The organism is Bacillus paranthracis (assembly GCF_001883995.1).
Lineage (GTDB): Bacteria > Bacillota > Bacilli > Bacillales > Bacillaceae_G > Bacillus_A > Bacillus_A paranthracis.
This window is the reverse complement of sequence record NZ_MACE01000045.1, coordinates 1-24,003: the sequence shown is the minus strand read 5'-3', so window position 1 is coordinate 24,003 and position 24,003 is coordinate 1. Positions and strand designations below refer to the sequence as shown.

Here is a 24,003-nt window from a genome sequence, read left to right as displayed (position 1 = left end):
TATATACTACTTCGTTTATTGTTTTCTCTGAGCACAATTGTTATGCCTATTTTTCATAATAAATAAAAACCAATTCCCATAATGACATACGCAGCTAATAAAGTACCGCCTTCAAACCAGTTTGTATCTCCATCATTTGAAATCGCAATCGTTAAGAAAACAGCTGTAATCATAGAAACAAGTTCTGGTATTGTAAATACTAAAGGCATCCTTTGCGTGAAAAACATAGAAAGCAGTACTAATACAGGAGCAACAAACATGGCAATTTGTAATGTAGAACCTATCGCAATCTCAACTGCAATATTTACTTTATTTTTATACGCCATAATAATTGCAGATGCATGTTCTGCTGCATTTCCAACAATCGCAACGATAATAACACCTATAAACAATTCTGACCAACCAAATGATTTTGCAACTGTCTCAAATGTATGCACGAGCGCCTCTGACACATAAGCTACCGCAATTGTTGCTATCGCTAAAATGAGTAATGCTTTCCCTTTCGACCACTCTGGTTCTTCCTCATGAGCGACTTCATCACTTTTATGCTGATATACACCACGGTGCGTCACTAACTTAAATAGCAATGCAGCAAGGTACATAATAATCATAATAATCGAGACACCTATACTTAACTGATACGTCTTTCCAGCGTCCATCTTCATTGAAAAAATCTCTGGAATAACAAATGCTACTACTACAGCAAAGATTAATAAAGCCGAATTATGCCTTGCATCATATACATTAAAACTTTGTCTTTTATATTTAAGCCCTCCCACAAAGAAGGATAGCCCTCCTACTAATAATAAATTTCCAAGTACAGAACCTGTTAAAGAAGCTAACACAACTTCAATTAATCCTGCCTGAAGTGCAAAAATCGAAATGATTAGTTCAACAGCGTTACCGAAAGTAGCATTTAATAATCCACCTATTCTAGGACCAGATACAATTGCCAAACTTTCTGTCGCTCTCCCCATAAAACCCGCTAATGCGATAATCGTAATACAATACACAGCAAACATAATTGTTTGAGGCCAATGAAGTGTTTTCCCAAGTACAGACAGTGGTACACCTATAAGAGCCACTATAAGAAATATTTTATTAAACATGCTTTTCATCCTTCCATCGTATGTATTTCTCCTCGATATTATTATTATTCTTCTCCTAACTTGTCCGATTTCATCACAATTGCGTTTAAAAAATTGAATTGAAGAAAACAGTATGAAAGATGTTTAAATCATCTTGTTTAAATAAAGAAAATGTAAGTTAAGAAAAGAGGTAAAAAATATGCACTTAAAAGAAAAAATCGCAACTATTATTCAAGGTCAACGTACTGGTGTATTATCTACAGTACGAAACGAGAAACCTCATAGCGCCTTTATGATGTTTTTCCATGAAGATTTTGTACTGTATGTTGCAACAGATCGACAATCAAAAAAGATAACAGATATCGAAAACAATCCAAATGTACATGTACTACTTGGTCGTGAAGGAAAAAAATTAGATGAAGATTATATTGAAGTGGAAGGCTTAGCCTCCATCGAGGAAGACTCAACATTAAAAAACAAGTTTTGGAATAATAGCTTAAAACGTTGGTTACTCGGTCCTGAAGACCCTAATTATGTACTAATTAAAATCAATCCCGATACAATTTATTACATCGATGGTGCCGGTACGACGGAGCCCGAGTTTTTACGACTATAAAATAAAACAAGCCCTCTTTAGGTGGGCTTGTTTTGTCGAAAAGTTCTTCTGAAAAAAACAATAAAATAGGTGGAACTTTCCAAAGATTCTGTTATATAATAGCAGTAACTTAAATAAACTGTATTAAAACAGATTGAGAGGAGAAATAAAATTGATGAAAAGAGAAGAACGCAAAAACATGATTGAGTTTATCGAAAAGAAAAAAGGGATTGAGCGTGACGAATTATTATTTATGACAGACGATGAAGTAGAACATATTTATAATGTAACGTATTTTTTATATGAAGAAATTGCAGAGTAGTATAATAATCCCCACCTTATGAAAAATATAAGGTGGGGATTATTATGTTATCTATCCAGCTCGTTGCGAGGCGGTAAAACCCCATTCACTTTATACATGAGAATGGTTTTCATGTATAATAATGTAAGATTGGAGGAATTTTACTATGAGTTCATGGCTCTTGTTCGCACTATTATCAGCAATTGCTGCTGCCCTTGTATCTATTTTCGGTAAGATTGGTTTAGATGGAATCGATGCCAATGTTGCTACGACGGTTCGTTCTATTATCATGACATTATTTATGGTAGGCGTTATTATTATACAAGGTAAATTTCAAAATATTGGCGACGTACTTCTAAATAAAAAAGCACTGCTCTTTATCACATTAAGCGGAATTGCAGGTGCTTCGTCATGGCTATTTTATTTTCTTGCCCTCAAAACAGGGAAAGTTTCACAAGTGGCTCCTGTCGATAAATTAAGCGTCGTATTTTCTATCATTCTCGCGATGATTATACTCGGTGAAAAGTTAAACTTTATGACTGGCATTGGTGTAGTCTTTATTACAACTGGTGTACTATTTATCGCTTTCAGCTAAAAAAACCGCTACTCGCGGTTTTTCTTTTTCTTTATGTAAAACCATACGACACCTGTAACAACTACTGAAATGGATAAAATCCATATTCCATAATGATGCAAACTATACTCAACGAAACGCCACTTCTCTCCTAACTTCCAACCAAGTCCAATAAAAACACTGATCCAAATAAACGCACCACCGTAAGCGTACAAACAAAAACGCCAAAGTGTTAAATTCGACATCCCAGCAAAATATGCTGTTAAATGACGTACTCCTGGGATAAAGTAACCAATCATTAAAAGAAATGGGCCATATTTTTCAAATAAAATATGTGTTTTTTCAATGTGATGTTCCTTAATTCTAATTTTCGGTCCATATTTTTTTAAAACAGGGAGCCCAAGTTTTAAACCTAATATGTAGCTTAATGTAATGCCTAACATCGCACCAGCCATCCCACTTAAAAAAGCAGCAGTTCCTGACATAACTCCTTTTGAAACGTTATAACCAACGAAGGTCAATAAAAACTCGTCTGGTATCGGTAATCCAACAATCCCGCCAGCTAAAGCTATAATAATTCCAAAATACCCATAATGTGCGATTAACTCGCCAATATGTTGTTCCATTCGGAAGACACATCCTATGCACGATCGTTATTCCACATTGTGCCCTTTCTATCTTTCAGACAAACATGGTATACATATTCACTATACATTGTTTTTATAATGAACTCTACTTCTATCCATTCCTTTAGCAGACAGAAATTGAACTATTAATCAGTGACCTCGCTCATTCTTAGTACACATCAATCACGTGCTAGACTCCCGCCTTCTTTCCTTATATCCATCTCCTCTTGAAGGACTAATCTTACTACCCACAAATACCATGATTAAAAAATAAAAATTCATATGCTTGTTTTTTTGTTACAATAAAGGAAAGTTACTTTTCGCAACGGTTTAACTCTCAGGAAAAATGATATACCTAGCAAAAACATAGTTTGGTCGATATAATGCAACTTCTACCTATTAAAAGAACATGCACCCTTTACATACAACATCATTTTTCTAAATTATACAGGGGGAACGAACATGACCATTGAAAATCAATTTATCCAAAAGGTTTACTATAAAACATTTTTAACAGAAAAAACTTCTACTCCAGTATCAGAAGTACTCGGTGAAGCATATATAAATGAATCTACAAATGAATTCTCCAACATTTCTAATATTCGCTTTGCTCAAGGTGAATTGTATTACCAAAATAAAGACTTTGAAGCAGCAATATTTAAATGGGAGAAAGTAAATAATGAGCTTGCACTTTGGGCAACCAAGAATATTGCAGATGCTTATTTTGAACTAGGATTCTTACCAAAGGCAGAAGAAATATATCAATCTATCCAAACGGAAGATACAACTCTTACAATGGAAGTTTCCTTACAACTTCTTTCTCTTTATATCGAACAAGATCGTTTAGGTCTAGCATTTAAGACGATTAGTGAGGCTGTTGCATTTCAACCTGACTATCCAAATATTACTTCAATTGCTCGTTCATTCTATGAAAAACAAGAAGATTGGAATAACGCCATCGAACTTGCCGTTCAAGAAGGAATTCGAACAAAATCATTACACTGGTTCGATACTTTAATTAATTATGTGAATCAAGGATTTACGAAACAAATCAAACCAGAATATTTCTATGAATCTTTAAAAGCTTTATATGCAATTGATCAAGTCCAATTTAAGGAACTTGTTATTGCTCTTTGGAACAGCTATCAACATGAAAAATCACATCTACCTTGGATTCAAACAATCAATCATTTATTCTTACATATTGAGACAGACAACAATGACGATTGGCATGAAATTGTTGAACGCTATCAAGATACGTACTTTGAATTAATTACTGGTGAACATTTCATGCATGAAATGCAAGGACTTGTACCTGACTTATTAACAAATTGGTTTAGTTTAACGAGAGCAAAAGACGCCCTATTCGTCTCTGCTGCAGTGTTAGCGTGGAATGAAGTTTCACCTACAACTTTAGAGTCATTACTCGTAAAAAGTGCGGGAGCCCTACTCTCTAATTCAACAGCTGAAACAAATGTGAATATGGAAACTGTTTCTCATTTATTCGAAACAATTGCTGTATGGGCTGAAAAAAATGATGTAGATTTAAGTCATCAATTTACGTTACTCGTTCATGAACTATGTGATTTAAATGTTACAAAATTACTAATTTCGGGAACTAGTGACTATGATAAATTATCATTCGTCAATTCAATATTAGGAGAGAACATCTTAACTGAAACTATAACAACTCCTATTCTATTTAAAGATGATAGCCAAACTGAAATAACAGAATTCACTGCGTTAGATGTGCACAATATACCGAACTTTGATGAATTCCATCAAATAATGGCTACACCTGAACAATCAGAACTTGAGAACAAATGTATAGAAATTAAATTACCAAGTAGATTTTTGAGAAAGAATAAATTTGCATTTCTTGTTACACCATCTGTTCGAGGACAAGTGGATAAAAACAGCTCATATTTTGAATACTTACAAGCCGCAGATAGCCTTATTTACGTATTAAATTCTGCTTCATCGTTACATGGTGAAGAACTTGATACATTACTTTATTTACGTGAACAAGTACCAAACTTACAAATTCATTTCGTATTACATACAAATAGTGCGGATACGAATGAAAAACTAATGAGTAAAATGAAAGTCCATTTCCCAAATGCGCAGTTCTTCCCATACTCTCCTTCACAAGAGGGGAGCCAACAACTTGGGGACGTGACAGAGTCTATTCTTTCTAATCTAGCAGAACGCGATATAGAACAAGAACGTATCGAAAAACTAATATGGTTTACTCAAAAGACAATCGCATACCTTGTAAATGAACGTGTGGAATTAGAAAATACATTAGTCAAATCAGTACGCTGGAATAAACATATCTCAGTAAAACTAAACGGATTTATTAACAATCTTACTGCTCTTGAAAAAGATAAAATTCGTTCTATTACAGAATCTTATCTTTTAACGAAAGAAGAAATCACAAGAGATATCCATTCTCAAATTCCTGAATTATTACAGAGCTGCTCTGACCTTGTTCAAGAAGATAGTGATTTCAAATTAGTTCATGAAGAATTAAATACTGCGATGAACGAACGAATTCAAAAACATGTACAGCAAGTGCTTCTCCCTAAATTTACTGGGTTTATTCAAGAGTGGATTGAAACAGCACATAATGAATTTATTCAAGCTCAATCTTATTTAGATGAAATGAGTGAAACGTTTAATAAATTATATAAAGAAGAACGAATGAAACTTCCTTGCGATTTCAAATTACTAGATGATTGGCATCGAGATGTTGTACGCATGACCAATAGAATTACAGTATCGAATATCAATATTTTATTACGTTTTACACCGACACAATTTTTCTTAAAGAGTGCAGGAAAACTATTTGGTAACATGCAAAAAAATCAATCTATGCTTGCAAACAAATATAAACAATATATTGAAACGGAAGACTATACGGAAATTGCTCAAACGATTTCAAAACAATTCTTCCTTCAATTTGAAGTATTTGAAGGCGCATTAGAACGAGATATCATGATGTTCTTTAAAGATCCACTTAGCATACTGAAACAAAATGTAGAAGCCGCTCAACTTGAAATACAGGAAGACGAGCAAACATTAGCAACGTTAAGAAGCAACCCAGAAACTTATCACGATCCGTTAGCATTCTTTAAACTGCAACTATTGCAACACAAATTCGTTTTAAGTACGCACAAAAACAATGAAGACGTCTATGAATTTAATGAGTCTCCTACGATTTAACATAAAGTGAAACTTTAATCAGTGGTGGGTCTTCATCCCCCACCTAACTTCCTTGCTTTCGCTGAATTTTGAGGTGGGGGTCTTACTGCCCATTAAAGCGGGATAAAAAACCAAGCAAACTGAAATTTGCTTGGTTTTTTACTTTAATTCATTATTTTCATATGTTCAAATGGATAATAAATTGCCGCTAATTCTCCTAATACATCAGCTTTATCAATGAGTCCTAAACCATTTCTACTATCTCTGCTTATTAAGCGATTATCTCCCATAACAAAAATCTTGTTTTTAGGAACTGTAATTGGTCCAAAGTCCTCCGTTAAATTCATAAGTTTTTTTTCAGCTTGTTTTTTATTACTATACAAATACGCTTCCTCTATCACTTCATGATTCACATATAATTGATCATTTCTCACCTCAATAACATCGCCAGGCAAACCAATAACCCTTTTCACATAAAAATTATCTGTCTTTACAACAATAATATCTTCTCTCCCATAACTTTCAAATTTCTTTGCCAACTTATTCACAATCACCTTATCCCCATCTTGTAACGTTGGCTTCATGGATGCCCCTTTTACAGTCGTAGGAAAAAATACGAAAATTTTCGCCAAAAACACGAGCAAACAAGCAATTGCAATTGTTCCAAAGAATTCGCGCCAACGTTTTTTCTTTTGCATCATTCCACCATCTCATCATCATTTTACTTTTATTATAAGTACTTCAACTAATAAATTTCTATAAAATTCTGAATTATACAATCATAATATTACAAATTTAAAAATAAAAATATTCAAGAATGTATTATTCTGATATACTATAGCTTGCATTTATTCTATTTTATGTACTTAGGAGGATTTTTTCTATGAAAGTTATGCTTAAAAATGAAAATACCGGTCAAATTAAGCAAGCAAAAATTGGTTTTAGTTGGACTGTATTTTTCTTTGGTTTCTTCCCTGCTATATTCCGTGGAGACTGGAAATGGTTTTTAATTATTTTAATCGCTAGCATGTTTACATTCGGATTCTCTAACTTAGTCTTCTGCTTTATTTACAACAAGCTTTACATCAATGATTTATTATCCCAAGGTTATAAAGCAGCAGATGAATACAGCCTTTCTGCTCTACAACAAAAAAACATTGTAGCATAGTAACAAAAAAGATACTCTTCAAATAGTCTATCCACTATTCGAAGAGTATCTTTTTATATTCCCACATATACAATACACATTTGAGCCGCTACATATGTAAGCCAAATCCAAAGTGGTTCATACTTTAATTTGCGTCCTCCAATATCTGTCACACCAATAATAAAATCAGAAATCACAAATAATAAACCACCAAAAGCTGGTATCCACCATATTCCTGTATTCTCATAGTATAAGGCGAATGCAAAGCAAGCCATTCCTCCAACCCACAATCCGTAAATTAGCGCTCCTATCGTAAACAATTTATCTTGTTTATCATTTCGAATAAAGAAGAACCATCCTATAATGAGAAAGAGTCCGTATACGAGTAAACCAATCCAAAAACCATTCCATGAAATACCTGTTTGCAAAAATGCTTTTACATAAAAACAATGAGCAAGAGCGAAAGTAATCATGCCTCCAATTAATCTGTGACCAATTGGAATCAAACCTGCCATAAATAAATCTCCTACAGTTGATAAAGTCATCCCTAGTGCAACCCACGTACTATAATCTACTGATGGATCTTGTAACCATATCCAAATTGCACTTGCTGTTAAAGAAAAACTAAGAATAAGACGCACCGCTAAAGGTAACGGCATATTATTTCTTTTCTTTTTTGTCTGTCCTATTGCATAAATTGCACCAATAAAAAAAAGAATGATTTGTGCAATTAACACCATGTAAAGTAGATTCATAATATGTTCTCCTCAATAAATACTTTTGTATCTTTTTTCGTGACACCTAGTCTATTATCCTTTTTCTATAAAAAAAAGAAGAACAGCACTGTTCTTCCATTGTAATCGTTTTCTCGTTATCTATGCTACTTGTTTTTCTTTCTCCATTTTCTGCTTAGCTGGCACCCGATTCACCACAATAATTCCCGCAGCTACACACGCTAAACCGAATAATACAAACGAATGAATTGCTTCGCCTAAAATCATGCTCGATAATAACACACCAAATACAGGTATAAAGAACATGTACATTGATACTTTTCCAACCTTGTTGTACTTCATAATTGTATTCCAAATGCAAAATCCTGCTGCGGATAAGAAAGATAAATAGATAAGCATTAGTATTGCATGTATACTAAATGTAAATGGCATAACTCCAACTTGCACAGCCCCTATACATAATAGTCCGATAGAACCAAAAATCATTTGGTAGGCTGTCATATAGCCAATATCTAATGTTTTACTACCTTCTTTCGCCAATATATTCCCATACGAGTACAACATTGCTGCAATCAGAAGTAATAAACTACCAATTCCGAAATGGAATGACAAACTACCATCACTCGGTACATTTACTAAAATGACACCACAGAAGCCGATAGAAACTCCAATTACTTTTCTCACATTAAGAGCATCATCTTTATATAAAAAATGTGCGAGTAAAATTTGAAAGAATGATGAGGTTCCTGAAATGATAGCTCCTTCAATACCAGAACTATAGCTCATTCCAATATAAAAGCATATATATTGAAGAAATGTTTGAAATAAACCAATTTGTACTAACTGCTTCCCCGTTCCTTTTTTGAAATTCATATCTTTTCCTAACGCTTTAAAGAAGAATAAAAGCATAACCCCAGATAAGAAGAAACGATAACCAGCAAATAATATTTGCTCCCCAACTTCTTGTGGCTGAATTCCAAGTTCAGCATAACTTAATTTAATAAAAGGGAATGCGCTCCCCCATAAAAAAGTCGCTACTATTGCAGCAATAAACACGCCAATCGGATGGGTAAAAAATTTCTCTGTCTTCACTTGTTGTCTTCCTTTCCGATCTTTTTACGAACAATATTCATATATACCAAAGGAACTGTGAAAACACAAGTTTTCAGTTTATACGCAAACAAAAACATATCATCTAACGAAAACATATGCTATACTATAGAATAATTACAACATAATAACTGTTAAAAACAGATTCAACAGAAATGCTGCTATCCATTATGGATGGCAGCTTTCGTCGTTTTATAGGGGTTTCGATTTTGATTATTTTTCTCAATAAGAATTTGGAAGGAGCGAGTAGTAATGAACTCAGAAGTAAAAACATTACAAGTACAAAAGTCTATTTCTCATCCCTCTTTATGGGATACATTAAAGAAACATTATGAACTTATATTTGCAATCGCATCTGGTATTTTCATTTTAGCTGGTTGGTTATTCACAAAGAACGATGTAATGAATGTAGGCATTACTTGCTATATCCTTGCTTATATAGTTGGTGGATATGCAAAAGCAAAAGAAGGTATTGAAGATACAATTGAGGAGAAAGAGCTAAATGTCGAAATGCTTATGCTCTTTGCTGCTATCGGTGCTGCAATTATTGGCTACTGGGCAGAAGGCGCGATTTTAATCTTTATTTTCGCACTAAGCGGTGCAATGGAATCTTATACATTAAGTAAAAGCCAAAAAGAAATTTCAGCGCTTCTTGATCTACAACCTGAAGAAGCATTACGTATTTCAAATGGAACCGAGGAACGTGTTCCTGTTGGACGATTACAAATTAACGACATTATTTTAATTAAGCCAGGTGAGCGCGTTCCTGCTGACGGTACGATTCATAGCGGTGAAACAAATATCGATGAGGCAGCGATTACTGGTGAACCTATTCCAAATGAAAAAAAACATGGTGATGAAGTATTTGCTGGTACTGTAAACTTACGCGGTGCTATCGAAGTTAAAATTACGAAGCCGAGCGATCAAACATTATTCCAAAAGATTATCCGTCTCGTTCAAAGTGCACAAAGTGAAAAATCACCATCACAACTATTCATCGAAAAGTTTGAAGGAACATATGTAAAAGGTGTACTACTCGTTGTTGCGCTTATGATGTTCGTCCCTCATTTCTTACTAGATTGGAGCTGGAATGAAACGTTTTATCGCGCTATGATCTTACTTGTAGTCGCATCTCCTTGTGCACTCGTTGCTGCCATTACACCAGCAACGTTATCTGCTATTTCTAACGGAGCAAGAAATGGAATTCTCTTTAAAGGTGGCATACATTTAGAACGCCTCGCTTCAGTAAAAGCAATTGCTTTTGATAAAACAGGGACATTAACAGAAGGAAAACCTACCGTAACAGATGTATATGTTCGAGAAAATATGACAGAAAAAGAAGTACTTTCAATTACAGCAGCAATTGAAAGTCACTCTACACATCCTTTAGCTGAATCTATTGTGAAGTATGCACAACATGCGTATGACATTACATTAAAAAAACCAGAAAACGTTGAAGATGTAACTGGTTTTGGGCTAAAAGGAACATTCGAAAACAAAGCTTATAAAATAGGTAAAGCTGATTTTATCGGTGAAGAAACAAAGACATTTCATAATGGTATTTCTGCTTCCCTTGAAAAAGAAGGTAAAACTGTCGTTTATATTAGTGACGAGGATGGCATCCTTGGGCTTATCGCTTTAAAAGATACACTTCGCCAAGAAACGATAGCTGCTATTCGCGAATTACAAAGCATCGGTGTCGAAGCAATTATGATTACTGGTGATAATGAAGAAACAGCAAAAGCAATTGCCTCTGAAAGTAATATAAAGGAATATTACGCATCATGCTTACCAGAAACAAAAGTGGAAACGATTAAAAAGCTAAAAGAAAAATACGGGACAGTAGCAATGGTCGGAGATGGTATAAATGATGCCCCTGCACTCGCTACTGCTAGCATTGGTGTAGCGATGGGAGAAGGAACAGACGTAGCTTTAGAAACGGCAGACGTTGTACTTATGAAGAACGAGTTATCTCGACTTTCACAAGCAATTCGTTTATCAAAACGAATGAACCGTATTGTAAAGCAAAACGTAATCTTTTCACTAGCTGTAATTGCAATGCTGATTTGTTCAAACTTCATGCAATTTTTAGCTCTTCCATTCGGTGTTATCGGGCATGAGGGAAGTACGATTCTTGTTATTTTAAATGGCTTACGATTATTAAAAGGAAACAATTAAAACGGGTCCCTCATAAAGGACCCGTTTTTTCTAATGGTAGCTATTATGCCCGTTTGCACTACCACTCGTTTTATGCTTTGGATGCGAACTACTCTTTTGTTTATTGTTATTTTTATTGTTGTGATTCTTTTTATTATTACTCATGAAATATCCCCCCTGTTCCCTATTATTATGGAACAAGAGCTCACTTTTCATTACGGGAATTATTGTCACCCGTCCTATAATGATGGAGTAAACCATTAATTTCACCGCCAAGTAAAATTACCCATCCAGTTAAGTAAAACCATAACATTAAAATAATAATACCACCGAGACCACCATATGTATTGGCGTAATTCGCAAACTTATCTACATAATAAGCAAATGAGTACGATACCACAATCCATCCTACAGTAGCAAATGTTGCTCCTGAAATGACTTCTCTTCTTTTTAATTTTCGATCTGGTGCAAATGTATATAAAAAACTAAACAATGCAAATAACACGAAGAAACTCGCTACTAAACGCGTAATACTCCACACGTAAGAAAAACTATCCGATAAACCAATTGCTTTAAATACAGCTGCCCCAATGACTTGTCCAAACACTGGAACAATTAGTGCAAACACAATCATAAAAATAATCGCTAATGTAAATACAATTGATAACGCCCTCGTTTTAATAAAAGAACGTGTTTCTGTTACATCATACGCACGGTTAAAAGCATTCATCACCGCATTTACACCATTTGAAGCAAACCATAGCATTGATAATAAACCAAATGATAATAAACCACCATTTTGCTCATTTACAACTTTATCCACGTTTACTTCAATCAAAGACATTGCATCTTCAGGTACGTACGGTTCTAATAAGTTGAGCACACTTTCTGTTTGAAGGTCAATGAATCCAAGAAGCGTAATTAAGAAAACAAGCCCAGGAAAAATCGCAAGCAAGAAGAAATAAGCGAGCTGTGCTGCCAAGCCCGCTACATCATCGCGCATCGTTCGGTCATATAAATCTTTACCAAACGAATAAGTACGATTTCTTCTCACCTTTTCTAAAATTTTTCTCATATATGGTTAAACGCTTTTCTTCTCTTCTTTATCTTGCTTCAACTCAATGTACGCTTCAGTTTTTTTTTCCTCTACATTGGAGTCTTTCATAAATAGTTCACGCGCTTCTTTCATACCGCCATCTTCAGCAACTACCGGCTCTTCTTCTGCTTTCAGTTCATCTACTTTTGGAGAAACAGCTTGAATTTCAATCGTTTCTGGCTTCTCTGCTGGCTCAACCTTTTTCTTACTAAAAATTTCTTTCGTTTCTTTTAACGTCTCTACAACAGACGGCGTCAATTTTTTAATTTCTGCTACTTTTGCTTTCACTACATTTAAATCAGCAAGTTCGCGTCCTTTATCTGTAACAGTTTGCACTTTTTCTTTGATTTTTGCATTTTCACCAATTTCAATCATCTTTGTTTTTGCTTTTTCTGCAGTATTTTTTACTTTTTCACGGTTTTCTTTCTTCAACATAGATACAGCTACACCTGCAGCTACACCAATCGCAATGTTTCGAGCAATATTATTTTTCTTTGCCATATTCCTTCACCCTTTCATTTCTTATGTTAGAAAGTATTTCTTTCTAAGCTTCCTCATATTCCTTGTTCTTTTCGAATGAAAGCTAATAGCTTTGCACACCCTTCTGTTACAAGGTCATATACTTCTTGGAAATTCCCTGTATAGTAAGGGTCGGGAACGTCTGTCCAGCCACCGTCTGGAACAAAATCGGACAGCCTACCAATATAGCCTCCAGTTTTACCTAAACTTTTTAAATCTGCTATATTCTTGTTGTCCATGGCAATAATATAATCAAACTTTGTTAAGTCTTCTTTTTCTACTTGCCTTGCTTTAATTCCTTCAAAAGTGACTGCATTTTCTTTTAAAATTTTTTGTGTTCCTTTATGTGGCGGATGGCCAACATGCCAATCTCCAGTTCCTGCAGAATCAATGACAATTTTCTCTTCGAGTCCCTCTTTTACGACAAGATCTCGAAAAATCGCTTCTGCCATCGGAGAACGGCAAATGTTCCCAAGACAAACAAACAATACTTGAACCATATTTTTGTTTCTTCCTTTCTTGGTGCATTTCTTTATATATACTTATAGTATAAACAACCAATTAGTGAATATAAAGGAAATCCCTACTAATTTAATAGGATTGAAAAGATTCATTAACGAAAATGATAAAAAATGTTAAGATAGCCTTATGTTATTTTAAAGGGGGACACTTCGGTGGATTTATCCGTAAAGTCAGAAGAAAACGTTGAATATATGGTTGAAGCTATTAAAGAAAAATTACGTATGGTTAATGCTGGAGCGATGAGAGCTGCTAGCTTTAATGAAGAAATGTACGAAGACTTACGTGACATTTATGAGCATGTTATGAAACGTGAAACATTCAGCATTAGTGAAATGCAAGCTATTACAGAAGAATTAGGTACATTAATTAAAAAGTAAAGGAGCCTCGTTTATGAGGCTCTTTTTTACTTCCAACAAATTCATGACAACTCTTCTCTTTCCCTCAATCAACTGTAAAATATTGTACAATAGAAGTAGAACCTCACCTTAGATTTTTTCTCCATACATACTACTCACAAATAATAGCAACACTACCATTGCTAACTGTTTTTACTGGAGGTGCTTACTTATGAGCAATTGGTACAGTAAGACGAAAGATCAAACATTAATCGACCTAGAAACAAACGAACAACACGGTTTAACAGAAGAAATTGTAAATGGACGTTTAAAGCAATACGGTTCTAATGAATTAGCTACAAAACAAAAACGCACTTTATGGCAGCGTATTTTCGCCCAAATTAATGACGTCCTCGTATATGTCCTTATTATTGCTGCCCTTATTTCAGCCTTTGTAGGTGAATGGGCTGATGCAAGTATTATTGCGCTCGTTGTAGTTTTAAATGCTGTTATCGGTGTCGTCCAAGAATCGAAAGCAGAACAAGCTTTAGAGGCATTGAAAAAGATGGCGACACCTAAAGCTATCGTCAAGCGAGATGGTGAACTAAAAGAAATTCCATCTGAGCACGTCGTTCCAGGTGATATCGTTATGCTCGACGCCGGACGATATATCCCATGCGATTTACGCCTGATCGAAACCGCAAATTTAAAAGTTGAAGAATCTGCTCTAACTGGTGAATCTGTCCCTGTTGATAAAGATGCAATCTACCACCCTTCCATGCAAAGTGATGAACAAGTACCACTCGGTGATCAAAAGAATATGGCCTTTATGTCTACTCTTGTTACATATGGACGAGGCGTTGGTGTTGCTGTTGAAACTGGAATGAACTCACAAATTGGTAAGATTGCTACCTTGTTACATGAAGCAGACGATGATATGACACCACTTCAAAAAAGCTTAGCACAAGTCGGAAAGTATTTAGGCTTTGTTGCTGTAGCTATTTGTATCGTGATGTTTCTCATCGGCTTTTTACAAGGACGAGATACACTAGAAATGTTTATGACTGCAATTAGTTTAGCCGTTGCAGCTATTCCAGAAGGTTTGCCAGCTATCGTTTCCATCGTTCTTGCAATTGGTGTGCAGCGTATGATTAAACAAAATGTTATCATTCGGAAACTACCAGCTGTTGAAGCTCTCGGTTCTGTCACAATTATTTGTTCAGATAAAACAGGTACGTTAACACAAAATAAAATGACCGTTACTCACTTTTATAGTGATAACACATACGATCAATTAGAAAATTTAAACGTAAATAATGATGTGCAACGTCTATTGTTAGAAAATATGGTGCTATGTAATGATGCATCCTACAATAATGACTCACAAACGGGAGACCCGACTGAAATTGCTCTTCTCGTTGCCGGGAGCACCTTTAATATGCAAAAAGATCATTTAGAAAAAATACATGAACGTGTAAATGAGCTACCTTTTGATTCAGATCGTAAAATGATGTCAACCGTGCATACATATGATGAAAGCTACTATAGCATGACGAAAGGTGCTATCGATAAACTCTTACCTCGATGTACCCACATATTTAAAAACGGTAAAATCGAGGTTCTAACAGATGCTGATAAAGATCAAATATTAGAAGCCGCTGGGTCAATGTCTCAAGAAGCTTTAAGAGTACTTTCATTCGCATTTAAACAATACAATTCAAACGATGTGGATATAGATCATCTCGAAGAAAATCTCATCTTTATTGGTCTTGTCGGTATGATTGATCCACCGCGAACTGAAGTAAAAGATTCAATTACAGAATGTAAAAAAGCCGGTATTCGCACAGTTATGATTACTGGTGACCATAAAGATACCGCCTTTGCAATTGCTAAAGAACTTGGCATCGCTGAAGAAATATCTGAAATTATGATTGGAACTGAATTAGACAACATTTCAGATACAGAACTAGCAAACAAAATTGATTGCTTACATGTATTCGCTAGGGTCTCTCCAGAACATAAAGTAAAGATCGTAAAAGCATTACGTGCAAAAGGCAATATCGTTTCTATGACTGGTGATGGCGTCAATGACGCTCCATCTTTAAAACAAGCAGATGTTGGCGTAGCGATGGGCATTACAGGAACAGATGTTGCAAAAGGGGCAGCGGATGTCGTATTAACAGATGATAATTTCTCATCTATCGTGAAAGCTGTTGAGGAAGGTAGAAACATTTATCGTAACATAAAAAAATCAATTCTCTTCCTACTCTCTTGTAACTTCGGAGAAATTATCACTTTATTTTTAGCCATTTTACTCGGCTGGGCAACACCACTACGACCTATTCACATTTTGTGGGTGAATTTAATTACAGATACGCTGCCTGCATTATCACTTGGGGTTGATCCTGAAGATCCTGATGTGATGAAGGAAAAACCACGACATGCGAAAGAAAGCTTATTTAGTGGTAGCGTTCCTTTCCTTATTTTCAATGGGGTTGTCATTGGCCTTTTGACGCTAATAGCCTTTATCGCCGGAGCAAAGTTCTATACTGGAGATACACATCTATTCCCTCTTTTCCCAGAGCAAATTGATGAGGATGCTCTATTACACGCTCAAACGATGGCATTTGTCGTTCTTAGTTTTTCTCAGCTCGTTCATTCATTTAACTTGCGTTCAAGAACGAAATCGATCTTTTCAATTGGGATTTTTACAAATAAATATTTAGTCTTCTCCCTTCTTATCGGTGTTCTTATGCAAGTTTGTATCATCTCCATTCCGCCCCTTGCAAATATATTCGGTGTGCATGCATTAACGATGCGAGATTGGGGATTTGTTCTCTTATTAAGTATCATTCCGCTTGTTGTGAATGAAATCATTAAATTAGTGAAGAAAAACTAAAAGGCAATGAGGACTATTCCTCATTGCCTTTTCGTTTACCCCACTGATTAAAGTTTCACTTTATCCTTGTAATTCTTTTTTAATGTTCTCTGTTAATGTAGCCATACGTTTGCGGCTTTCTTCACGCTCACGTTTATTTTGTTCTTCAATTTGTTGTGTTTCTTGCATACCTCTTGAAATAATGTTCCAAGTTTCCTCAAGTGTTTCCATCTTAATACTAGAAGAACCTGATAACCTCGCTACTTCCACACTTTGCGTCGCGATATTTTGTGCATTTTTCTTAAGTAATTCATTTGTACGGCGATCCAGTTCAGCCATAGAATCTGCAACAAGCTTTTGACGCTTCGCATTTACCGCTTGAATGATACCATTTTTAAAGATAGGGATCGTTGTAATAAATGCTGTATTGATTTTACCAATTAATTTATTATTACCACGTTGAATCATACGAATTTGTGGTGCTGTAAGTAACGCAACCATACGTGCTTTTTCTAAATCATCAATACGCTGTTCTAAAATTTCAACAGAGTTTTTAAGCGACTCTAATTCAATACCTGCTAATTGATCATTATTACGTACACGCTCTTCATACATCGGAACTAACTCTGTATTTAAACGCTCTAATAACATTTCTCCTGCTACTACGTATTTTTCTAAGTCTAAATAATATTTTAAGTTTTGCTCATATAAACCATCTAACGTACCAATTGATTTTTTCATTTCATCTTGATACTTTGTAATTTCCACATACACTTTATCAATTTCACGGCCCATCGTTTGATATTTGCTAAAGATTTGTTCAATCATTTTATCCGCTTTTTTGAACATACGTGAGAAGAAACCGCTTTTCTCTTCCGCAAAGTCTTTGCTATCGAATCGGTCCATAATTTTACCAAGCTGTTTTAATAATTCACCAGAATCTTCTATCTTTGATAATGACATTGTATGTAAAATTTGATCAGCAAAACGTGAAATTTCCATAGAAGGTTCTTTTCCAAGTTCAATTAATTCTAATTGATCTTTAATATCTACCGCATTATAAATACGTTGTACATCCGCATCTTGTCTAAGTTGCAAGCGAACATCTTGTGCTGTTTGCTCATTTAATTCTGTTTTCGAATCTAGTACGACTGGGTTATTCATATGGTATTCTCCCTTTCCTTATAAAAATGGACGAAATAGTCCTTTTATTGTTTGTGATAAATTTTTATAGGCTGATGAACCATGAAACTCAAGATCGAAATTAACTTCTTCAAGCCAATGTGAATCAAATGCCCCCGCTTCAATATATGGTTCAATATCGTTTCTTCCCGTTGGATTGAAATGGAATACATCTACTCCAATTTGATTTAAAAATAGTAATAAAACAGCATCAGAACGAGTTAACTCTCCACTCTTCTCATTATTAAATATAACAATTTTCGGTACATCTTGTGAATAATCAAATTTCTCAAGCTGTTCTAAAATATTCGGTGGTATTTGAGAAAGTTGCGCGAAAACATATAGCGCTACATCTTGTTTCGTCTCTTTTGCAATTGGTTTACACATTTCGCTTTCACACGTATGGATAATCGCTTCTGCAATACCATGTTGTAATCCTTCTGGCAATCGTTTGTGTGGCCACCAATGACTGTTCATAATTAAATCTGGATGCAATTTCCCCCCACGGTCTAATGCATCTCGATAATGGTATTGGAAATTTGCTTTTTGTTCTTTCGTAAACGGAAATGTATTAATTAATAAACTGTTATCAAATGATGTAACAGCCTTTAATCGTTGAAAATACTCTTTATCATTCTTTGAAACACCTGATATTTTCGCAAATAAAGAAGGGATATAAATGTGTTTATTTTCAACAAAGAATGTCGGGCGTACAAACGCCTTTTCTTTCGTAATTAAAAAGAGTTCATCATATGTTGTTTTTAATGTACGAGCTACAGGCGTATAGGAACGGAATTGCCATGGCTTGTACAGCAGTGAATTATCGTGGTGAAGTACTTGCTCAATTTCTTTTGAAGCTTGATACGCTACTGTTGCCACACGCTCACGGCGGCGATCTGGAAATGGTTCAAGAGCAATACGGCCTGGATGAGACATAATAAATGTCCTTCCCTCTTCATCGACATTCTCAAATCCATCTTTTCCTTCTGGGTGATAATAAAGTACATCGCAGCCGAGCATAATAAGAAAGTATAAGAAATATATACGGCTTTCCTGTGCATCACCGTACCAAACAATACGCGGCATTTGTTTCTTATAGTTAATCGTAGAGAACCACTTCGCTACGTAATTTTCGCTTAATTTAATCATGTCGATTAAGAAACGACGGAAGCCTTCTGTCTTTAAAGATTGATTATGTTGTTTCTCATATAATTTCAATACAGAAATAAATGTCGTATGTATATAATGTTGTAAATCAGGATTATCTACTTTCGGCAAAAGTTGTTTCCCAGATAAGTGTGCCACTAGCCTATTTACTGTTAGACCATTTGGTGCTTCTTGATGTAATCCGAACACTTCTTGAATATGACGAAGTTTTTCCGAATCGATTACTTTATTTAAATTTTGTTCATGTAAAACTTCAATTCCTTTCGCTTCACTATAATCAAATAGTTCATTGAAATATTCATCTACATCATTAGGAACGCCAAGGATTCGACATGCTATATAACTAAATTTCATCTCATTCTCTGTCAGCTCATATTGTGGACGTTTTTCTAAAAGCGTTTCAAATTGCTTTAAATCTGATTCATCTTTTAATGCATATGGTTGAAGTGTAAAACGTGAAAACACAACAGTTCACCTCCAAAACATTTACTTTTTCTAAGTCTTTCTTCTATTATAAACTATTTCTGTCTATAAAAAATGGGCGCTCGTAAAACGAGCAAACCCATTTCAATTATTTATTGTCTTCTTTAGTAGCTGCAACTTCTTCTTTAGCTTGTCCAGAATTCTTCATGTAGTGAAGTATAAATGTTGCTCCAAATGATACAACTAAAATAATGAAGAACACTGTATGGCTTATTTCAATATGAATGACAGACAATAACATTTTTGCTGCGATAATTAAGATTAAAATATATGCTGTCGTTTCAAGTTCTGGAATACGCTCTAACAATTTTAAGAATACACCAGCGATACCGCGCATCATTAAAATACCGAGCATTCCACCTAATAATAGAATCCAAACTTCATTTGATACACCAAATGCAGCAAGTACGCTATCTACAGAGAATGCGATATCCATTAATTCAACCATCGCAACTGTTCCCCAGAAGACACCAAACATTCTGAAGAGAACACTGTTTTGGTTCATACCATGAGCTTCCTCTTCTTCTGCATTACCTTTTCGTTTATCAATAAAGTATTTAACTGAAAGCCATGCTAAGTAAAGTGCACCTAACACTTTTACCCATGCTAATTTAATTAAGAACATTCCAATTCCAATTGCGATAAATCGAAATACATAAGCTCCAATAAGTCCATAGAATAATGCTTTTTTACGTTTTTCTTCCGGAAGGTGTTTTACCATTACCGCTAATACAAGTGCGTTATCAGCAGATAACAATCCTTCAAGTACAACAAGTGTACCTATTAATCCCCAAGATACTGGATCCTGCAACACTTTAATCCACATGTCCAAGTCGAAAAATTGAGCATACGTATCAAGGATTCCTTGCAAAATACTCATCTTACCTTTATCCCCTATTCTTTGCTAGATTTATAGAAAGGTCAAAAAAAGGAAACGAATATCGTTTCCTTCCTATGCATCCAAGCCATACGCTCTTACAAGCGCACCTAAGCCACCTTGGAATCCGCTTCCTACTGCATTAAACTTCCACTGTCCATTATGACGGTATAATTCACAAAAGACAACTGCTGTTTCGATGGAGAAATCTTCCCCTAAATCAAAACGAAGAACTTCTTCATTCGTTTCTTCATTCGCTAAACGAACGAACGCATTTCCTACTTGTCCAAAGTTTTGACTACGGCCTTCTGCATCATAAATTGTAACTGTAATAGCAATTTTGTGCACATCTGCTGGAACTTTCTTTAAGTCCACAACAAGTTGTTCATCGTCACCTTCACCTTCACCTGTGCGGTTATCTCCTGTATGTAGAACAGATCCACAAGGAGACTGTAAATTATTATAGAAGATAAAATCAGTTTCCTTTGTACATTTTCCGTTCGCATCTAATAGGAATGCTGATGCATCTAAATCGAAATCTGATCCACCGTCGTAAGATTTAATATCCCAGCCAAGACCAATTACCGCTTTTGTTAAACCAGGACTCGTCTTACCTAAATCAATCTTTTGTCCTTTTTGTAACTGAATAGCCATTTATATTCACCTCTATATTTTAATCTTAAAGAATATATCCATCCGTAAATACATATTTACGGATGGATATATAACTCTATTACTCTACGTCTAAACCAAAGTTATTACATAGAGACGCTAATCCACCTTGGAATCCACTTCCGATTGCATTGAACTTCCAGTCACCTGCATGGCGGTATAGTTCACCTACTACAACAGCTGTTTCAATAGAGAAATCTTCTCCTAAATCGTAACGAATTAACTCTGCATTCTTTTCTTCATCTAAAATACGTACGAAAGAGTTAGAAACTTGACCAAAGTTTTGGCTACGACCTTCTCCATCGTAAATTGTAATTGTGAAACAAATACGTTCGATATGTGCAGGTACATTTTTCAAATCTACTTTGATAGATTCATCATCGCCTTCACCTTCGCCAGTTCGGTTATCTCCTAAATGTTCTACAGCACCATTCGCACCTTTTGGGTTATTATAGAAAACAAAATCTTCTGCTCCTGAAACTTTACCGTTAGCACCTACTAAAAAGATACTAACATCTAAATCAAAATCAGCTTGTCCATCATAACGATTTGTATCCCAACCAAGTCCTACAAGAACTTTTGAAAGACCTGGATTCGTTTTTGTTAAGTCTACCTTTTGTCCTTTTTTCAATGAAATTGATGCCATATACAATTCCTCCTCGGTTTATATTATTGATAACGTGATACAATCTCACTTAAGTTTTTATCTTGTGTTCCTTCTCCAACAGCTGAAAACTTCCATTCACTTCCGTGGCGATACATTTCACCTGCAATTAGAGTCGTTTTGCCAGCATAATTATCCGATAAATTATAGCGTGCGAATTCTTCGCCAGTTTGCGGGTTTTGAATACGAATATATGCATTACGAATCATCCCGAAATCTTGACGACGATTTACACAGTCATAAATATTTACAACGAATACTAAACGATTAATACGGCTCGGAACTTTATGTAATTCTACGAAAATTGTTTCGTCATCACCAGCGCCTTCGCCTGTTAAATTATCTCCTGAATGAATAATACTACCACAAGTAGAAAGCTTGTTTCCGAAGTAAACTAAATCGTTTTTGTTTAAAAAACGATCTTCTTCTAACATAACAACTGATGCATCACAATCTACATTTGGTTTACTTCCAAATAATGAAGACAGAAACCCACCTGATTGCCCAATTGGATCCCAGCCTAAGCCAACCTGTAGTTTTGCTACTTTGGGTTGTCCTTTCGTTAAATCGATCTTTTGACCTTTTTCTAAAATAATAGGCATGCAGTTTCTTCCTTTCTACAAAGCATTTTCCAATACGGAAAATATTGTATTCTCCTCTTATATTGTAGCATTATTTACCTAGTGATAAAAAGGATAAATTCTCAGTTATATGAAAACATTCATATAATTTACTTATGATGATGTAAGAAGTGGTAAATAGCACCAATCATTCCTGCACAATTACCGTTTTGTGCAAGTTCAATCTCACAATTATTATAAATCTCTTTTTGTAAATATTTTTCTACCTCTTCTTTTACTTCTTTTAAGAACTGATTTCCTCTATCAGTAATTCCGCCACCTATAACAATCATTTCTGGATTGAAAATATAAGCAAGGTTACTAATTCCAATCGCTAAATGTTTAAAGAATACCTCAACTGCTTGCGTAACTTCCCTATCTCCTTTATCATACAGTTCGAAAATCGTTTTCCCATTCCAATCACCTTCTCCTTTATATTTTCGGACAAGATGAATTAACCCTGAAATGGAAGCGACCTCTTCAAACGGCTTTCCTTCTATTAACATATTTCCCCATTCACCAGCACTAAACGAATGCCCTCTATATAACTCTCCATCTATAAAAATTGCTCCTCCAATACCAGTTCCAAGGGTGAACATAATAAAATTTCCTTTCTCTCTTCCACTACCATTCCACTTTTCTCCAAACGCTGCACAATTCACATCATTATCAATGGATACAGGAACTTTTAATACCTCTTGCAATCTATTCATAATAGGAATCATACTATAGCCCGGAATATGATCCACACCTCCCGTCACCACCCCTTTATTAACGTCAACAATTCCCGCCGTACTAATACCAATTCCCCAAACCTTATGTTCCCCCATTAATTTTTTTGATAAAAGAATGAGTTTTTGAATGATTTGTTCTCCGCCCAAATGAATTTCTGTTAGAACTGTTTTATGCTTTAGTACTGTTCCTGTTTCTGAAACAATTCCATATTTAATGTGTGTACCACCAATATCAAATGCAATATACTCTTTCATCTGCTGTCACTTCCTCTACTGTAATGTGTGTGAAATTCCCACTACTCTACTATTATAAAGAATTTACACTAACTCTTTTCTCTCTTTAGAAATACACCACCTTTTTCTATATATAGATTTTTTTGTATAAAACTCTTTTTCCTATGAAATATTACAAAGGGATGTATTTTAGATGGAATATTAATTTTTCAGGAGGAAATCAATGACGAAAATTTTTATTTTAGCATCAACTCTTTCTTTATCTTTTTTTAGTGGTTTAAATATTGGTAATGCAGCAACAGAAAACTTCTCTCCAGTAACAAATGCGATTGTACAAAATAAAGATCATTTCGCAGAAGGTAACTCAAAAGATAATAATAAACCACCAGGAAACGGTGGTTCTCAGGACGATAGTGGTTCTGGTGGCAATGGTTCTGGCGGCAACGGCCCTGATGGCAATGGTTCTGGTGGCAATGGTTCTGAT

The 24,003-nt window shown here is 35.1% G+C and carries 23 protein-coding genes and 1 pseudogene; 9 read left to right on the top strand and 15 right to left on the bottom strand.

Features of this window, described 5'->3' with window-relative positions:
- Positions 1-53 precede the first annotated feature (53 nt).
- Complete coding sequence (gene cax, locus BAQ46_RS16495) at positions 54-1,109, bottom strand: calcium/proton exchanger (protein WP_000482144.1); 1,056 nt, start codon at positions 1,107-1,109, stop codon at positions 54-56.
- Between the two features lie 178 nt (positions 1,110-1,287).
- Here cax and BAQ46_RS16490 point away from each other — a divergent pair, with 178 nt between their 5' ends.
- From BAQ46_RS16490 to BAQ46_RS16480, 3 genes are all read left to right on the top strand, one after another.
- On the top strand, positions 1,288-1,704 hold the full coding sequence (locus BAQ46_RS16490; RefSeq protein ID WP_000550219.1) for a pyridoxamine 5'-phosphate oxidase family protein: 417 nt from the start codon (positions 1,288-1,290) through the stop codon (positions 1,702-1,704).
- Between the two features lie 154 nt (positions 1,705-1,858).
- Positions 1,859-2,005 carry a BH0509 family protein gene (locus BAQ46_RS16485; protein ID WP_000817786.1) on the top strand — a complete coding sequence of 49 codons (147 nt, stop codon included), beginning with the start codon at positions 1,859-1,861 and terminating at the stop codon, positions 2,003-2,005.
- A 145-nt stretch (positions 2,006-2,150) separates the two neighbouring features.
- On the top strand, positions 2,151-2,579 hold the full coding sequence (locus tag BAQ46_RS16480; RefSeq protein WP_071742191.1) for an EamA family transporter: 429 nt from the start codon (positions 2,151-2,153) through the stop codon (positions 2,577-2,579).
- An 8-nt stretch (positions 2,580-2,587) separates the two neighbouring features.
- Here the strand turns inward: BAQ46_RS16480 and BAQ46_RS16475 are convergent, their stop codons facing one another.
- Positions 2,588-3,184 carry a DedA family protein gene (locus BAQ46_RS16475; protein ID WP_000434860.1) on the bottom strand — a complete coding sequence of 199 codons (597 nt, stop codon included), beginning with the start codon at positions 3,182-3,184 and terminating at the stop codon, positions 2,588-2,590.
- 462 nt (positions 3,185-3,646) lie between these two features.
- On the opposite strand from BAQ46_RS16475, the gene BAQ46_RS16470 reads away from it, so the two are divergent.
- A complete protein-coding gene (locus tag BAQ46_RS16470; RefSeq protein ID WP_071742190.1) occupies positions 3,647-6,409 on the top strand; it encodes a tetratricopeptide repeat protein in 2,763 nt (920 codons plus the stop codon).
- Positions 6,410-6,552: 143 nt separating this feature from the next.
- Here the strand turns inward: BAQ46_RS16470 and lepB are convergent, their stop codons facing one another.
- Positions 6,553-7,089, bottom strand: coding sequence for a signal peptidase I (gene lepB / locus BAQ46_RS16465; RefSeq protein ID WP_071742189.1), 537 nt, complete (start codon positions 7,087-7,089; stop codon positions 6,553-6,555).
- 182 nt (positions 7,090-7,271) lie between these two features.
- On the opposite strand from lepB, the gene BAQ46_RS16460 reads away from it, so the two are divergent.
- Positions 7,272-7,556 carry a hypothetical protein gene (locus BAQ46_RS16460; RefSeq protein WP_071742188.1) on the top strand — a complete coding sequence of 95 codons (285 nt, stop codon included), beginning with the start codon at positions 7,272-7,274 and terminating at the stop codon, positions 7,554-7,556.
- Between the two features lie 53 nt (positions 7,557-7,609).
- Here the strand turns inward: BAQ46_RS16460 and BAQ46_RS16455 are convergent, their stop codons facing one another.
- On the bottom strand, positions 7,610-8,290 hold the full coding sequence (locus BAQ46_RS16455) for a lysoplasmalogenase (RefSeq protein WP_071742187.1): 681 nt from the start codon (positions 8,288-8,290) through the stop codon (positions 7,610-7,612).
- A gap of 120 nt (positions 8,291-8,410) precedes the next feature.
- Positions 8,411-9,361 carry a DMT family transporter gene (locus BAQ46_RS16450; RefSeq protein WP_061131246.1) on the bottom strand — a complete coding sequence of 317 codons (951 nt, stop codon included), beginning with the start codon at positions 9,359-9,361 and terminating at the stop codon, positions 8,411-8,413.
- Positions 9,362-9,631: 270 nt separating this feature from the next.
- On the opposite strand from BAQ46_RS16450, the gene BAQ46_RS16445 reads away from it, so the two are divergent.
- Positions 9,632-11,557, top strand: coding sequence for a heavy metal translocating P-type ATPase (locus BAQ46_RS16445; RefSeq protein ID WP_048557769.1), 1,926 nt, complete (start codon positions 9,632-9,634; stop codon positions 11,555-11,557).
- Positions 11,558-11,741: 184 nt separating this feature from the next.
- Here BAQ46_RS16445 and BAQ46_RS16440 read toward each other — a convergent pair whose 3' ends face one another.
- Genes BAQ46_RS16440 through BAQ46_RS16430 form a run of 3 tightly spaced genes read right to left on the bottom strand, consistent with a single transcriptional unit; the run spans position 11,742 to position 13,651 of the window.
- Positions 11,742-12,611 (bottom strand): YihY/virulence factor BrkB family protein, encoded by an 870-nt coding sequence (locus BAQ46_RS16440; protein WP_001226530.1) that lies wholly within the window; start codon positions 12,609-12,611, stop codon positions 11,742-11,744.
- 6 nt (positions 12,612-12,617) lie between these two features.
- Complete coding sequence (locus BAQ46_RS16435; protein ID WP_001085393.1) at positions 12,618-13,133, bottom strand: DUF4075 domain-containing protein; 516 nt, start codon at positions 13,131-13,133, stop codon at positions 12,618-12,620.
- Between the two features lie 53 nt (positions 13,134-13,186).
- Complete coding sequence (locus BAQ46_RS16430; RefSeq protein WP_000250909.1) at positions 13,187-13,651, bottom strand: low molecular weight protein-tyrosine-phosphatase; 465 nt, start codon at positions 13,649-13,651, stop codon at positions 13,187-13,189.
- A gap of 174 nt (positions 13,652-13,825) precedes the next feature.
- Here BAQ46_RS16430 and BAQ46_RS16425 point away from each other — a divergent pair, with 174 nt between their 5' ends.
- Together BAQ46_RS16425 and BAQ46_RS16420 are read left to right on the top strand one after the other, a co-directional pair.
- The gene (locus tag BAQ46_RS16425) at positions 13,826-14,050 is read left to right on the top strand and encodes a DUF1128 domain-containing protein (protein ID WP_000366197.1); all 225 of its coding nucleotides are present in this window, start codon (positions 13,826-13,828) and stop codon (positions 14,048-14,050) included.
- A 190-nt stretch (positions 14,051-14,240) separates the two neighbouring features.
- Positions 14,241-16,907 carry a cation-translocating P-type ATPase gene (locus tag BAQ46_RS16420; protein WP_071742186.1) on the top strand — a complete coding sequence of 889 codons (2,667 nt, stop codon included), beginning with the start codon at positions 14,241-14,243 and terminating at the stop codon, positions 16,905-16,907.
- A 60-nt stretch (positions 16,908-16,967) separates the two neighbouring features.
- Here the strand turns inward: BAQ46_RS16420 and BAQ46_RS16415 are convergent, their stop codons facing one another.
- From BAQ46_RS16415 to BAQ46_RS16385, 7 genes are all read right to left on the bottom strand, one after another.
- Positions 16,968-18,050: a toxic anion resistance protein gene (locus BAQ46_RS16415; protein ID WP_001064413.1), complete on the bottom strand. Its 1,083-nt coding sequence runs from the start codon at positions 18,048-18,050 to the stop codon at positions 16,968-16,970.
- 18 nt (positions 18,051-18,068) lie between these two features.
- Positions 18,069-19,700 carry a YceG family protein gene (locus tag BAQ46_RS16410; RefSeq protein ID WP_000492873.1) on the bottom strand — a complete coding sequence of 544 codons (1,632 nt, stop codon included), beginning with the start codon at positions 19,698-19,700 and terminating at the stop codon, positions 18,069-18,071.
- A 106-nt stretch (positions 19,701-19,806) separates the two neighbouring features.
- Positions 19,807-20,598 carry a TerC family protein gene (locus BAQ46_RS16405; RefSeq protein WP_071742185.1) on the bottom strand — a complete coding sequence of 264 codons (792 nt, stop codon included), beginning with the start codon at positions 20,596-20,598 and terminating at the stop codon, positions 19,807-19,809.
- Positions 20,599-20,670: 72 nt separating this feature from the next.
- A complete protein-coding gene (locus BAQ46_RS16400; RefSeq protein ID WP_001007533.1) occupies positions 20,671-21,249 on the bottom strand; it encodes a TerD family protein in 579 nt (192 codons plus the stop codon).
- Positions 21,250-21,328: 79 nt separating this feature from the next.
- Entirely contained in the window at positions 21,329-21,913 is a 585-nt protein-coding gene (locus BAQ46_RS16395) for a TerD family protein (protein ID WP_000146722.1), read from the bottom strand.
- Between the two features lie 23 nt (positions 21,914-21,936).
- Positions 21,937-22,533, bottom strand: coding sequence for a TerD family protein (locus tag BAQ46_RS16390; RefSeq protein ID WP_001121580.1), 597 nt, complete (start codon positions 22,531-22,533; stop codon positions 21,937-21,939).
- A 128-nt stretch (positions 22,534-22,661) separates the two neighbouring features.
- Entirely contained in the window at positions 22,662-23,540 is an 879-nt protein-coding gene (locus BAQ46_RS16385) for an ROK family protein (RefSeq protein ID WP_000666104.1), read from the bottom strand.
- A 202-nt stretch (positions 23,541-23,742) separates the two neighbouring features.
- Between BAQ46_RS16385 and BAQ46_RS16380 the strand changes: the two are divergent.
- A pseudogene (locus BAQ46_RS16380) lies at positions 23,743-24,003 on the top strand (cell wall anchor protein); the annotation flags it as partial.

Excerpts from the sequence above, each read along its gene's own strand:
- BAQ46_RS16475 (WP_000434860.1), bottom strand. The coding sequence starts at position 3,184 with ATGGAACAACATATTGGCGAGTTAATCGCACATTATGGGTATTTTGGA.
- BAQ46_RS16395 (WP_000146722.1), bottom strand. The coding sequence starts at position 21,913 with ATGGCATCAATTTCATTGAAAAAAGGACAAAAGGTAGACTTAACAAAA.
- BAQ46_RS16440 (WP_001226530.1), bottom strand. The coding sequence starts at position 12,611 with ATGAGAAAAATTTTAGAAAAGGTGAGAAGAAATCGTACTTATTCGTTT.
- lepB (WP_071742189.1), bottom strand. The coding sequence starts at position 7,089 with ATGATGCAAAAGAAAAAACGTTGGCGCGAATTCTTTGGAACAATTGCA.
- BAQ46_RS16430 (WP_000250909.1), bottom strand. The coding sequence starts at position 13,651 with ATGGTTCAAGTATTGTTTGTTTGTCTTGGGAACATTTGCCGTTCTCCG.
- BAQ46_RS16385 (WP_000666104.1), bottom strand. The coding sequence starts at position 23,540 with ATGAAAGAGTATATTGCATTTGATATTGGTGGTACACACATTAAATAT.
- cax (WP_000482144.1), bottom strand. The coding sequence starts at position 1,109 with ATGTTTAATAAAATATTTCTTATAGTGGCTCTTATAGGTGTACCACTG.
- BAQ46_RS16455 (WP_071742187.1), bottom strand. The coding sequence starts at position 8,290 with ATGAATCTACTTTACATGGTGTTAATTGCACAAATCATTCTTTTTTTT.
- BAQ46_RS16470 (WP_071742190.1), top strand. The coding sequence starts at position 3,647 with ATGACCATTGAAAATCAATTTATCCAAAAGGTTTACTATAAAACATTT.
- BAQ46_RS16390 (WP_001121580.1), bottom strand. The coding sequence starts at position 22,533 with ATGCCTATTATTTTAGAAAAAGGTCAAAAGATCGATTTAACGAAAGGA.
- BAQ46_RS16460 (WP_071742188.1), top strand. The coding sequence starts at position 7,272 with ATGAAAGTTATGCTTAAAAATGAAAATACCGGTCAAATTAAGCAAGCA.
- BAQ46_RS16445 (WP_048557769.1), top strand. The coding sequence starts at position 9,632 with ATGAACTCAGAAGTAAAAACATTACAAGTACAAAAGTCTATTTCTCAT.
- BAQ46_RS16435 (WP_001085393.1), bottom strand. The coding sequence starts at position 13,133 with ATGGCAAAGAAAAATAATATTGCTCGAAACATTGCGATTGGTGTAGCT.
- BAQ46_RS16415 (WP_001064413.1), bottom strand. The coding sequence starts at position 18,050 with ATGAATAACCCAGTCGTACTAGATTCGAAAACAGAATTAAATGAGCAA.
- BAQ46_RS16485 (WP_000817786.1), top strand. The coding sequence starts at position 1,859 with ATGAAAAGAGAAGAACGCAAAAACATGATTGAGTTTATCGAAAAGAAA.
- BAQ46_RS16405 (WP_071742185.1), bottom strand. The coding sequence starts at position 20,598 with ATGAGTATTTTGCAAGGAATCCTTGATACGTATGCTCAATTTTTCGAC.
- BAQ46_RS16490 (WP_000550219.1), top strand. The coding sequence starts at position 1,288 with ATGCACTTAAAAGAAAAAATCGCAACTATTATTCAAGGTCAACGTACT.
- BAQ46_RS16480 (WP_071742191.1), top strand. The coding sequence starts at position 2,151 with ATGAGTTCATGGCTCTTGTTCGCACTATTATCAGCAATTGCTGCTGCC.
- BAQ46_RS16400 (WP_001007533.1), bottom strand. The coding sequence starts at position 21,249 with ATGGCTATTCAGTTACAAAAAGGACAAAAGATTGATTTAGGTAAGACG.
- BAQ46_RS16420 (WP_071742186.1), top strand. The coding sequence starts at position 14,241 with ATGAGCAATTGGTACAGTAAGACGAAAGATCAAACATTAATCGACCTA.